General features: G+C 45.7%; 12 protein-coding genes. 5 read left to right on the top strand and 7 right to left on the bottom strand.

Translation table 11 applies throughout. The features are described from left to right. On the top strand, window positions 1–1,316 hold a 1,316-nt coding region (locus OU814_RS30845), incomplete at its 5' end, for a TraM recognition domain-containing protein (RefSeq protein WP_268243251.1). A gap of 74 nt (window positions 1,317–1,390) precedes the next feature. On the opposite strand, the gene OU814_RS30840 is transcribed toward OU814_RS30845, so the two are convergent. The 7 genes from OU814_RS30840 to OU814_RS30810 form a co-directional block, all read right to left on the bottom strand. After that, window positions 1,391–1,843 carry a hypothetical protein gene (locus OU814_RS30840; protein WP_268243250.1) on the bottom strand — a complete coding sequence of 151 codons (453 nt, stop codon included), beginning with the start codon at window positions 1,841–1,843 and terminating at the stop codon, window positions 1,391–1,393. Continuing rightward, entirely contained in the window at window positions 1,836–2,600 is a 765-nt protein-coding gene (locus OU814_RS30835; RefSeq protein ID WP_268243249.1) for a ParA family protein, read from the bottom strand. Before OU814_RS30835 ends, OU814_RS30840 begins: the two co-directional genes overlap by 8 nt. A 167-nt stretch (window positions 2,601–2,767) precedes the next feature. Continuing rightward, window positions 2,768–3,070: a type II toxin-antitoxin system RelE/ParE family toxin gene (locus OU814_RS30830; protein ID WP_268243248.1), complete on the bottom strand. Its 303-nt coding sequence runs from the start codon at window positions 3,068–3,070 to the stop codon at window positions 2,768–2,770. Then, a complete protein-coding gene (locus tag OU814_RS30825) occupies window positions 3,060–3,323 on the bottom strand; it encodes a type II toxin-antitoxin system prevent-host-death family antitoxin (RefSeq protein WP_268243247.1) in 264 nt (87 codons plus the stop codon). Before OU814_RS30825 ends, OU814_RS30830 begins: the two co-directional genes overlap by 11 nt. A gap of 427 nt (window positions 3,324–3,750) precedes the next feature. Then, window positions 3,751–4,536 carry a hypothetical protein gene (locus OU814_RS30820; protein ID WP_268243246.1) on the bottom strand — a complete coding sequence of 262 codons (786 nt, stop codon included), beginning with the start codon at window positions 4,534–4,536 and terminating at the stop codon, window positions 3,751–3,753. Window positions 4,537–4,799: 263 nt separating this feature from the next. Then, the gene (locus OU814_RS30815) at window positions 4,800–4,943 is read right to left on the bottom strand and encodes a hypothetical protein (RefSeq protein WP_268243245.1); all 144 of its coding nucleotides are present in this window, start codon (window positions 4,941–4,943) and stop codon (window positions 4,800–4,802) included. A gap of 248 nt (window positions 4,944–5,191) precedes the next feature. Further along, on the bottom strand, window positions 5,192–5,800 hold the full coding sequence (locus tag OU814_RS30810; protein ID WP_268243244.1) for a hypothetical protein: 609 nt from the start codon (window positions 5,798–5,800) through the stop codon (window positions 5,192–5,194). A gap of 1,881 nt (window positions 5,801–7,681) precedes the next feature. On the opposite strand from OU814_RS30810, the gene OU814_RS30805 reads away from it, so the two are divergent. The 4 genes from OU814_RS30805 to OU814_RS30790 all read left to right on the top strand — a co-directional run bounded on the left by OU814_RS30805 (window position 7,682) and on the right by OU814_RS30790 (window position 12,199). Next, window positions 7,682–9,199 carry a hypothetical protein gene (locus OU814_RS30805; protein WP_268243243.1) on the top strand — a complete coding sequence of 506 codons (1,518 nt, stop codon included), beginning with the start codon at window positions 7,682–7,684 and terminating at the stop codon, window positions 9,197–9,199. Window positions 9,200–9,427: 228 nt separating this feature from the next. After that, window positions 9,428–10,552 carry a PDDEXK nuclease domain-containing protein gene (locus OU814_RS30800; protein WP_268243242.1) on the top strand — a complete coding sequence of 375 codons (1,125 nt, stop codon included), beginning with the start codon at window positions 9,428–9,430 and terminating at the stop codon, window positions 10,550–10,552. 342 nt (window positions 10,553–10,894) lie between these two features. Then, window positions 10,895–11,431: an antirestriction protein ArdA gene (locus tag OU814_RS30795; RefSeq protein WP_268243241.1), complete on the top strand. Its 537-nt coding sequence runs from the start codon at window positions 10,895–10,897 to the stop codon at window positions 11,429–11,431. A gap of 513 nt (window positions 11,432–11,944) precedes the next feature. Continuing rightward, window positions 11,945–12,199 carry a hypothetical protein gene (locus tag OU814_RS30790; RefSeq protein ID WP_268243240.1) on the top strand — a complete coding sequence of 85 codons (255 nt, stop codon included), beginning with the start codon at window positions 11,945–11,947 and terminating at the stop codon, window positions 12,197–12,199. The last annotated feature ends 6 nt before the right edge of the window (window positions 12,200–12,205 follow it).

Genomic DNA, 12,205 nt, shown 5'->3' with positions numbered 1-12,205 from the left:
GTGGACTTCCACCAATCTCTGATGCCAGTACCGCAAAGCACTACGATCGCCTTGCGGCGGATGCCGTTTATCGCATCGTGCGAGCGCTTGATAGTCTTGGTCTCGCCTGGTCGATCGATGATGTTGCAGTTGCTCTGGGGTCTTTTACGCTCGCCTACCCCTATTTGCACGGGCTGCTGAAATCTATGAATGCTCAAGAGGCATTATTAGAGCTTGCCCATTTTGCAACGACCTATCGAACTCAGAAAGGCACCATCGATGTGCAAAAACTCGCTGATAATGTGCGGGGCATTGCATCCGAGTTACACTCAATTGCAGCCGGAGATGCCGGGGAACTCTTTTGCGCGACGCATTCAGATTTACGGCTGACCGAAGCGATCGCACAAGGAAAACTCATCTATTTCATGCTTCCTCGATTAGAAGAATCCGAGGGAGCTGCACGAATGCTCAAAGTATTTCGTGAAGATCTAGAGGTGTCGATCGGTGAGATTACTTCTCATGAACACATTCGCTTGGATGATCCGCACCTTGTCATTATTGATGAAGGTGCTTCTACCTTTTCCCCTACTTGGGCAAATCTCTTTGAATTAGCGCGGAAAGGTCGATTTGCGCTTCTCTTTGGCGCACAATCTACCGCCGGATTGAGTGACCCATCACTAGGGTTAAGCTCTGCTTTTTACAAGCGAGTTATGGCAAATGTTAACCTCAAAGTTGCGATGCGGCTTGGTGACAATGAGACCGCTTGTGAACTCTCGGAGTGGATGGGCAAAAAGACGGTAATTAAAAAATCAGTGAGTCATTCAACATCCCAAGGGCGCTCAGGCGCACCGCTTACGATGCTTAATACCAAACTTCAATCGGGTCAATCTTCGACAGAGAGTTTCTATGAGGAAACTGAAGAGCGGGTTTCACCAGATGATCTTAAGTATGGGCTCCTTGCAGAGAAGGGACTTGCGTGGGTTGATATGGGTGGCAAACTCATCAAGATGAGATCGCTTTGGGTAGACTTTTATCTTTCAGAAAGGTGGACGGGGCGAGCCACCCTGCCCCGTTACGAAGTTTCTGAGAAAGATTCTCTTGGGCTTCGTTCTTTTATCAATCGTGAGGTACGTGAGCGCGAGATATTTAGGGAGCCTTTGAAAGCGCCTGCTTCACCTCCAGATGAGTCCCTCTTACCTAAAGCACCGATTGAGACTTTTAAGTTATCTTCTGATGCTCCAAGTAGCTTACGTTATCGTAAGACGCTTGTAATAAGCCCTGACACAGCGCAAGAGAGCCAATCTACTATTATTTTTCCTAAGAAGATTGCTCGATGATATTGGCTCAGTGGTTAGAACAATATTGTATATATTCTATTTTCTAGAAAATAGAATATATACAATATACACTTTTAATGGTTGAGTAAAGCGGCAACTTCAGAGAGCTTGTTTCGTAACTCTTCAATATCCCCTATTTCGCTCCACTCGATTGGCGCTGCTCGAAGCAATTCGATCCCTGCTTGAATGAGAACTTGCTTTGGAAGTTTTCGCCCTTTTTTTCTACGGCTGTCTTTTACTATGTAATCAAGCCAGTCATTTATTTCGGTAGTGACTTGTAGCCCAATAGATTCTTTATTAGAGCCATCAATATCTTTCAAAAACTCATTAGATATTTTCTGTTTTCTATTTTCTAGATTATTGATTCTAGGTTCTAGGTTCTGCGACTCTCGTTTCTTTGGGGTACTCTTTAGCGATCTTTGTGGTTCACCACTTTCTGAAGGGGATGCTTCTGTCTTATCAAAAAGACCTCCCGCTAGTGGATCTATGCCCATACCAGTTTTTTTGGCAGATGATTTACTAGACACGAGTGAGAACCTCCTCTGTAAGCTTTTGATAGGCGACTGCACCAGGAGTAGTAGGAGCATGGTCGAAGATGGACACTTGGAAACTGGGCGCTTCTCTTACCTTGACCGTTTCAGGGATGACGGTTTCAAAAAGGCGATCGCCGAATCGCGTTTTAAGAGAAGCGAGCACTTCTCTAGCGATGTTGAGTCTTTGATCGTAGCGGGTGGCAAGGACTCCTAGAATTTCAATGGGATGTTCTAAACGGGTTTGAATGAGGTGCAGCATTCGTTCGATGACGGGAATACCGAGAAGTCCTAGATAACTTGGATCGACGGGAATGATGAGTTTTTGCGCTGTCATAAGCGCATTGATAGAGAGCATTCCAACGTTGGGGGGGCAATCGATGAGGATGAAATCGTAGCGAGATGAGATAGTTTTTACTGCCCGACGAAGGAGTACCTCTCTTCCTGGCATTCCGGAGAGTGGAATTTCTGCCTCAGCAAGCAGAATGTTAGACGGGATAAGGTCTACGTCTGAAGTGGTTTTTACGATCGTGTCTTTGATCGTAATTTTTTCGAGTAAGACTTCATCGATTCGATGCTCAAGATTCATGATATCGATTCCAAGTGCTGCGCCTGCATGACCCTGGGGATCAATATCGATGAGTAAGACACGCTTATCATGAAAGCGCTTTAGAGCAACAGCAAGGTTATATGCTGTTGAAGTTTTGCCTACCCCGCCTTTAGCGTTGAAAATAGCGATGATTTGGGCTGGCACGATAAGAGACTCCTTTGTAAAAAGGGTTTGTGGCAAAAGCACAACATAGATTATAGAAAATATATTCTACAATCTATATGAGAATATACAACCTATTTTCTAGAAAATAGAATCTTGAATAGAGAATGGGCAGTAATAGAGGACGAAAATACTTACTTTTTCTCTCCTTATGACTTCGATCTAAAATGCTCCACGATGTCTCTTTTGCCGTGAATAATCGCAAGGATATCTATCTGGGCTTCGTTAACGCGATAGAAAATGACATAAGGTGTTTCAACCCAGCTTCGATAGATGCGGGGTTCTAAATCTTGCCGAATTGGGGCTATTTGAGGATTGTTTGAGAGCCATTGAAAGCGATCGTAGAGCGCCAGAAGGAATGAGACCGCTCTTTCTTCTCCCCACTGTTCTAGCCCGTAGAGAAACACGTCCTCAAGGTCTCTCTCAGCTTCAGGAGAGAGTCTATAGTCCATGTCGTGCCTTTGCCTGTCGCATTATGTCTTCGGGGGTGGCAGTAGAGATTTCCCCTCGTTCGAGCTGAGTAACTGCTCTTTGCAGTTTACTTTCTAGGGCAAGTTTTTTGAGTTCTTGAAGTTCTTTGTATTCCTCAACTCCGAGAATATACACACTAGGGGTGCCATGTGATTGCACTTCGATTGTGTCTCTCTGGGCTTGTCGCGTGATTTCTCCCCATTTTCTCGTCTCGCTAGCGGTAATGACAATCATAAGTTCCTCCGTCAAGGATCTCTTTCTACACATATTATGAGCAAATTAATCAAAATACTCAAATTAACTAATTCGTTCAATTTGATTAAAAACGTGAGGCTTGCAGAGAAAATCTAATATATAAAATATATTTTAATTTTATATATTCTAGAAAATAGAATGTCTCGTCTCTCGTAAGGTAGCACCTTGCTTGCGTGAAAGCTTTTCGCTCTTTGGGTTTGGCAGGTATTTGAACAAATAGCGTTTTATAAATCTGGAAATTTTTGATGTTCAAGAAGCTTTCTAAAAGCCTCTGCAAGACGCTCTCTTAAGGCTTTCCATAGTCGGGTATAGGGGAGGTGGTTTTTTCTTTACTACGAGGCGGCTAGAGCGGTTTTTGACGAAGGGGAGGGAAGGGCAGAAAGGAGGCGAGTGATGAATCTGGGATTCATTCGCTTTCTAAGCCTGCTACTGCAAGCTCCCAAAACAGCGTTTCTTGCATAGGATGTTCTTCTGGGATTTTCTTGGACGATCGAGGGGATTGCACAAAGAAGCGTTCAAATTCCTGATGTGCCCTCGTTCCTGGCACTGTGACGATAACCCAGTCTTGGTCGCCTTTTCCATCGATTGTTGCTTCAAAAGATACCGAAGCGAAGTAGCCTGACTCTTTATGGGGTTTAAGGATTCTGTAGAGCTGTTTTTTAGCTTTGTCCCACTCGTAATACCGCTTTGTACCAGAGAAAAGGCACCAATCTGAGTAGAGGTATTTTGCACTTGGAAGGTTATGTTTCAGTGCTGCAAAGATCTGAGGGCTGATGAGCTCGTAGAAGCGTTGAGCTGAAGGGGGAAGGGCTTTGAGGTAGTCATAATCAAGGGGACGGGTGCCTACAGAGTTAAGGATTTCCAGGAAAATATCGCTGAGAACTACGTACACAGCATCGGCTTGCCGTCCGTTAGGCAGGCGTTCTCCAGTAAAAATTACGCTGTAACGGTTAAAGCCCGCCTCAAGTGTGCGTTCAAGACCTGAAACCGTTCGATAAGAGAGTTTTGCAGTGATAAAGGCACTGGCATTCTGCAACAGCGCTTGTTTGATACGTAAGGTACCTTGTCCCTCATTGATGCCTGCATCTCTGCAAATCGATCGAAGACTTCCAAGCCGTATGAGTTTCGGCTTGATTTTTCCTGCTTGCTCTATTCTTCGATTGATTACCAGTGAATCGAGCTTGTATGCCAACTCCTTTGGCTCCCCATAGTCACGACTGGGAGAAACCTTCCAGTGGAATTCTTTTCCAGCGCGATCTCGTCCTCGAATCTCAATCCGAATGCTCCCTTGTCTTGCAAGATTATGTATCGGAAAGCGTGAGAGTTCTCGTTCAATCCGAATTGGGTTAGGAGGCTCTAGGCTTTGCTTTTTCACTCGCGGAGAGACCTAAAATTTAAAATAAAAACGAACGAACGAACTTCCTTTGTCTAGTAGTCTATATAGTCTTAAATAGTCTAATAGTCTAGGGCTAAATTCGCTAGTAAATTCAATGGTTTAAGCCCGTTTTTGTCTCCCGTAAGGTAGCGATCCGTCACCCAAAAGGTAGCACCGGGTCGCTCAAAAGGTAGCACTGCGTCACTCAAAAGGTAGCGATCCATCACTCCAAAGGTAGCACTATCGTGAAATGAGATAAGTGTGTGGAAAACGAGGTTAAGTCTCTGATTTTGAATGGCTTTATTGCCTATTTTTTAGGAAGTTTGCCTTCTCTTAAAAAGGCTCTTTTTTCCCTTGAGGAATGCCCTGTTTCTTTCTCGATAATTGAAAGGAATCTAAGACTTTAGAAAACTTTCGTCTCTCGTAAGGTAGCGGTTCTCTACTTTAAATAATATATTTTATAGAATCTAGATTATGGGGTTTTGTAGAGTCTGCGCCTGATGTAGGCACCTTTTACGTCAGTGATAGGGATCTGAATTTTTACTGAGGGAAGACGCTTTGGTTTTCTTAAGGCATTGATCTTTTTTACGAGTTTTAGTTTCTGCTCCACAACGCCAGGAAAATTGTAATAGGGCAGGGTGTTGAAGGCGGTTTCTACTTTTGCGCGATCGCGCGTGGCAAGAGCAAGCATCTCTATTTCTACGAGTCGCCACTGTCTTCGTGCAACTCGAACACAGGAGCGTTTCCCAATGATGCCGATCGAGTACCCCTCAAAGTGAAGCGGGCAGGTTCTTATATCGTAGCTGCACAAGCGATCGAACTCTGGGTGAGTTCCTTGAGTGGCAAGGAGAACAAATCTTCGCTGGAAGCGAAGATATTGAACAGAAGCGAGTCCCTTAGTCCGTTGTCTGTGGCGTGTAACCCGACAGGCTGAGACTGAGTAGGCTTGTGTTAATTTTTGGTCGATAGCTTCTAAATCTTTCTCTTCAGGAATTTCTCTTAACACATATCGCGTGTAGCCATAACGAACATAGTCGATTGAGATTCTCCACAAAAAATCACCGAGCGTTTTGGATTCCATTTGCCCTCCTCCACAAAACACAAGGAAGGTACGTTTGATTAAAGGCTCAAATGTACCAGAAAAGCCCCTTAGCATTGCTTACGCCCTTTTTTAGCGTGTCGCAGTGCTTTCCATTAGCTGTTACAGAGCATGACTTTAATCAGCTCCGTATGAGCTATCCAGTTTAGTGAGTTGTCTTAAGTGCGTGTTTCGTCATATGCCTCACGAGGTGTATACGAGCTTGGGTTATGGCTGTGATGATTGCCTGACTCATCTATGTTGCAGGATGGTGCAGGCAATCCACTGAAATGAAATTGAACTGAAAAACGTAAGTGAGATCTCCTCAGAGCTTTCGTAGTCGCTTGTGCTTGGAGCTACCACCCTTCAAGCGCGAAAGGAACGGTGACTGCCCTGCCTCCTTTCCTCCTGCATTTTTTCATGCAGCACCTACTTGCTCCCCGCTCCCAGTCTGTTGTGTTTGAACTACGTGAGTGACTTCTCACGCGCCGAAAAGCAGCTACGCTTCGGTAACAACAGACCTTCCCCGATTATCACGATCAGTCAAAACTTGAGTCACGTCGCTAGAGGATTTTTGTCCCCAAGATTCAAACGCTGGTGATTGCATCACTCCCATTTCAGGTTTCCCCCGACAGAAAGCATAAGCTTCGGGATTACCACAGATGAATCGTTTCGCTGTGTAGCCTCGCGTCTCTCAAAGTTTCTTACCTGCAAGCAGTTTCCCGCCTTTCATCGTTGAGCTTTTCACGTTCGCTGTATTGCAGCGATACTCGGAAAGTGTCTTTTTTCCGATCACTGACATCACTGCCAGTGAGATCCCGACGCAGGCTAAGGTTACGCGCCCTGTCCTTATTATGGATTTAGGCTCTTGTCCCCTTAGATGGATTTTCACCATTTCCCATCGTGCAGCCCTCTTTTACAAGGGTATGTCTCGGTCGCCCTCCTTCAAAACCTCTCTAAAGATGGGATAGAACATTGGGATTACTCGATGTTACTCGGATTACTCCAATGAGCCTCCCTCGCACGTAGCGAGCCACTCTCATGGCACCACGCGCTAAGAGTTTCGACAACGGAGCAGGTAGCTTATGTCTGCGCTTTTAGTCCTCGTTTGGTAGTTAGGTGAGGGCGTAAAAGTGTTGCCGCCACACGTTTTTCAGTAGCCTAGACTTCGCCAGTGTTGAGCGAATTTTTATAATCACAGCCTCTTGACCGCTAACTTAACAGGGTCGTTATTGCGAATGAAATATAAAAGTGAATGAGGATGATGAAGGATATAAGAATTGCGTTGGGCTGATGTTGAGGTGCCCAGAAAAAAACCGAGACGGGGACTCACCCGTTTGCTAAGAAAAGACAGCTCACGGGTTAGTCCCCGTGTAAGAAAACATTACTTACAAACCTTTGATATGAACCTGTGGAGAGAATAACAAGAAGCAACACAGGAAACAAGAAAAATAGGTGGGTCTCTTCAACGTCGAGAGGGCTTCGTCACGGGTAGGTACGGCGGACGGTAGGGCTTTACACGCTCCTTTGAGTAAGTCTCTCTGCCTGGAAGTCACGCTCTTACCCTTGGGCACCTACTGACTGCCTACGACGGAGGAATGTATCAACTAATTCTAAGGGTGAAAAAGCTCAAGATTGCACGAAATTAAATCTCCTACAAATCGAATCGAAAGCCCATTGTGGCGTACAATTCGATCTAATCAGAAAGGGGTCTCTCTTTCTGAAAAAACCTATAAATAGCGAAAAACCTTCGCGGTTGCACCCACAAAGGTTTTCACTATGTACAGCCCGAAGAGCTGCGATACTCACAAAAAATTAATGTGTCCAACATTGATTTTATCGTAGCAGTTCTTGCGGGAAATATTGCAATGCAATCCCAAAAAAATGACTGCTCCTGTTATTGGCGAAGAGAGTGGGCACTCTCTCTATCCGCGTGATCCCCTTGGTCACAGGCTTTGTGAGGTTTTTAATTATTTGTGGCATTCCATTTCTGCCGATAATGCCGCAGAGCCAGAATGGAAAACGCAAACGAAATATCCTTTGCGTCCGCGAGTCTTATGGCAGCAGTGGAGTGATCCCCATACCTTGGTCGGCGTACGGTTTGGAGCGACCACTACGTATGCTCTCATCGATATTGATCGGACAAGTCGCTATCACCCCAGCGCTCAAGGGCTATCGTTGCTTTTGGCATCGCTCGAAACTATCGGGATCGTCCGGCATGTTCTTGTAAGATCGAGCGACTCTGGCGGATTACATCTTTATTTGCCGTTACCGTATGCCGTGCCAACCTTTGGACTTGCCCAGGCTTTAAAGCAGTGTCTTGAAGCGCAAGGTATTGAAGTTGCTGCCGGGCAGGTGGAGACGTTTCCTAATACAAAAGCCTATGCGATCCCCGGAACGTTTATCGAATACAACGCCCACCGCTTACCGCTTCAACCGGATAGTGGATCGTTTCTACTTGATGATGATGGCAACGCGATCGGCACTAATTTGAGGCAATTTTTTCAATACTGGGATCATGCGGCAGCAGGGCAAGATCTTGAAACGTTGCATGAGGCGATCGGTATCGCACGACGAAATGGGCGGAAACGGAAGCGCTTTAAAATTGCGCCCGTAGAAGAGTGGCGAGCTGATTTGCAGACTGAAATTAACGAGGGTTGGACGGGGCAAGGGCAGACGAATCATCTCCTTAAAACTATCGCCTGTTACGGTGTGGTATTTGAAGCGCTCAAGGGCGACGCATTAGCGGAATTTGTGCAGACTACCGCCATGAATGCCCCAGGCTATGAGGAGTATTGCCGTCATCAACACGAGATTGCACGGCGCTCAACCGTATGGGCACGAGCGGCAGAGAAATATTGGTGGGCTTTGGGAACAGAGCCCCAGCGCACCGAAGCAGCGTATCGAGTAGAGGACAAGGTAATCCCTATCAATAAGAATCAGGCACGAGCTGAAGATGCACAGCGCCGCATTCGAGAAGCGGTAGAACGGCTTGCTGCATCCGATGATCTTCCTGCTGATGTGACAGGAAGAGTCCAGGCGCTTGTCCGTGAGGCGCATACTAGCCCGCACACGCTCTACCGTTATCTCGATCTTTGGCATCCTGAGCATTTTGCCTGTCTCATTTCAGCAGAGTGTGTAACGCCTCCTCCAGAGGGCAATACAGCCATTTTAGAGATTGAGGTTTCTGCTCCCTCAAATTTCTCAGAAAGCAGTCAGAGTAAGAAATTACATACCTTGAAAAACAGAATGAAGTGTAAGGCTATTTCCGCCTCTGATGTTGGGTATTTTTCCTCTAATGTTGTTGAGTTTAGGCAATCTGAGAGTTCTTTTACAGGTCTGCCTTTAGAGAAACTCGATCGCTTTCTTCAAGCATTTGATGAATTTACGAATGGATCTTAAGGAGAGATTCTTCTTCGAGATTTATCTTTAAGTACAAATAAATTTTGGCTTGCTCTCTAAGTTTTGAAATGTCTGAAACCCTTTCACAGTGAAGATTTCAGCGACTTTTAGGAAGTTTGAGCAATGGTTTCTTGCAAGCGCAAAGCATGAGAGGTGCAACCTCTTAAGGCAATACTAATTCTTTACGGGTCATACGTCCCCTTGCTTGGGTTCTCAAGACATCCCACAATGAGGATTGCAATCAGACAAGCCTTAACTGTGACCGACTCTCTTTTCCCCGACCTTGCCCGCTATGAGGCGTTTCTTACCAATTTAAAACAGCGCATCCGAACAGCGCAGGTAAGAGCAGCGATCGCGGTCAACCATGAGCTGATCCTGCTGTATTGGCAGATTGGGCGGGATATTCTGACCCGACAGCAGCAGGAGGGGTGGGGGGCCAAGGTTGTTGAGCGACTGGCAAAAGATTTGAAGCGGGAATTCCCCGACATAAAGGGCTTCTCTCGGACAAACCTGCTTTACATGCGTGCCTTTGCTGAGGCGTATCCTGATGAAGAATTTGTCCAGCGCATCGCTGGACAAATTCCGTGGCGGCATAATCAGGCGCTCTTAGATAAGCTCAAACGACGGGAAGAACGGCTCTGGTATGCGCAACAATCTCTAGAGAATGGCTGGAGCCGCGATGTTTTGGTAATGCAGATTGAGAGCAACCTTTACCAGCGCCAAGGTGGGGCAGTCACCAATTTCCAGCAAACCCTACCGCAACCGCAGTCTGACCTAGCGCAGCAGCTCCTTAAAGACCCGTACAATTTCGATTTTCTCAGCCTTGGTAACTCTGTCCAGGAGCGCGAGCTAGAGCGGGCCTTAGTCACGCACATCCGGGATTTTCTGCTGGAATTAGGGGCGGGCTTCTCCTTTGTTGGCAGCCAGTATCCGCTGACAATCGACGGGCAGGAGTTTCGGCTGGATCTGCTGTTTTATCATTTCCGGTTGCGCTGTTTTGTGGTGATTGATCTTAAGACTGTTGAGTTTCAACCTGAGTTTTCCGGCAAGATGAATTTCTATGTTGCAGCGGTGGATGCAACGTTGAGGCATCCAGATGATCAGCCCACTATCGGCATTATTCTCTGTAAATCCAAAAGTAAGATGATTGCCGAATTGTCGTTACAAGGAATGACGCAACCAATAGGAGTTTCAACTCACAAAATTGGCGCAAACACTTTGATTCCTGAGCAGATTAAAGGGATCTTGCCTACAGTAGAGCAATTGGAAATAGAACTGGAGAATGCTGCTAGCAACATTGAAGCCCTGGAGCAAAAGCAGGATGAATCAGATTTAGGTCACGTAAGAGAGTAGCCCACGATCTAAAGTCAGTTGCCCTCTCCGACTTAGATCAGAAACGGAGTTCGTCTCGCTCACACAGTTAATTTTTAAGGGGGGATACCCCCCGTTGCTGTCAAGGAAAAACGACTGTCTCCCCAACCTTCCTTCGTTTCGCTTCGCTCCACTGCGTGCAGGCTGGGAGATACCCCTCTGTCGTTTTTCCCTGACAGCGCCTCCCCCCTTCTTAGTGGTTGTTAAGGGAGTGCGCGCGCACTCCCCACCGAAGAATTTCGGTGGGATGAGCAACTAAGAAAACTAGAGAAGCCGCAAGTGTGCAAGACTTTTTAAGCGGCTTCCCTAACCTGAAGGGAAAGTATGACAGCTTCGACAAGAAAGGCAAATGATGTTCCAAGCATCTATGTTGCTGATTTAGCCGCCTATAACGAAGGAGAGTTAGTTGGGCGATGGATTAGATTAGATGACGGGATCGCTGCACAAGACGTTCATAGAGAGATTTCTGAAATGCTCTTAGAACGTGGAAACGAAGAGTGGGCCATTCATGACTATGAAAATCTTCCCGACTCGCTTGGTGAATATCCTGACATTGAAGAGCTGGTTCAAATCGCTGAAGCAGTAAGAGAACATGGATATATGCTCATAAATGGATACATTAACTACTTTGGTAGTGATGAGCTTTCACAATTTTCTGAGCGATATAGAGGCACCTACTCAAGTCTCATAGACTACGCCTATGAGTTAGTCGATGATTGCTACGACTTAGAAAAACTAATGGGTACTCTTGCCCACTATTTTGACTATGAAAAATTTGCTCGCGATCTTGAGTTATCAGGCGATATTGTCGCCATTGAACTTTGTTTCGGTGAAGTAGGGATTTTTGATTCCTCTTACTAATCAAGGCATTATTCCTAAATGGGCACCAAACTTGGTACCCATTTAGGAGACCAAGTGACCTAGATTTGGTACGGAGAAATCTTCATTAATAGGGTTTACGTAAAAAAATATTTCTTCCTGCGTGGAATTCAGGAATGAATCCGAAGAAATATTTTACTCACACCAATGCACTAAAGTGCATACGCATTCTACCAAGTCCGAGTATTGAAACCCTTTCATAGAAAAGGGTTTAGGCGCTTCAAGAATGCATACCATCCTATAGAAATAGTATTAATTGTCATACTTACCAAGTGGTTGTAGTTATCACTTGGCATCAAGAAAAGCAGTGTTATACTACAGCGCAAAGACAAATTATTTCATTGCCTAGTGCATACTTCGTGAGTAATTCGGAGGAATAGAAAAGTTGTAGATAAACACCATAGGGCGAGTGACACCATCAGTTTTCGGCTTGTAGCTGAATATCGCAAAAAGCTTGAGACTTCGGCTAAGGCAGCAGGTGTTACTTCACATCAAATGGCGCGACAGCTTTTAGTTACTGCCTTAGAGAATCCGTCGCGTGAGGATTTGATAGAAGATCTCGATCAGCTAACTGTGACAAGTGAAGTTTTGCTTGAGCAAGTTCGTGAACTTCATCGTGAGCTTGCCTCTCTTAAGGGTGTATTGGCAGGGTGTTTGAGTTTGTTTTTAGCCACAGTCGGTGTTTCAGAGCAAGACGTTGAGCAACTCATGAACGACCTTTTTAAGTCTGAGGAGGACAGGGAGTTGTGAGCGACG

Origin of the sequence: Leptolyngbya sp. GGD (genome assembly GCF_026735145.1) — a bacterium.
GTDB classification, from domain to species: domain Bacteria; phylum Cyanobacteriota; class Cyanobacteriia; order Leptolyngbyales; family Leptolyngbyaceae; genus Leptolyngbya; species Leptolyngbya boryana.
Note: the sequence above shows the minus strand (reverse complement) of the source record. Positions and strands in the feature narration are given on the sequence as shown.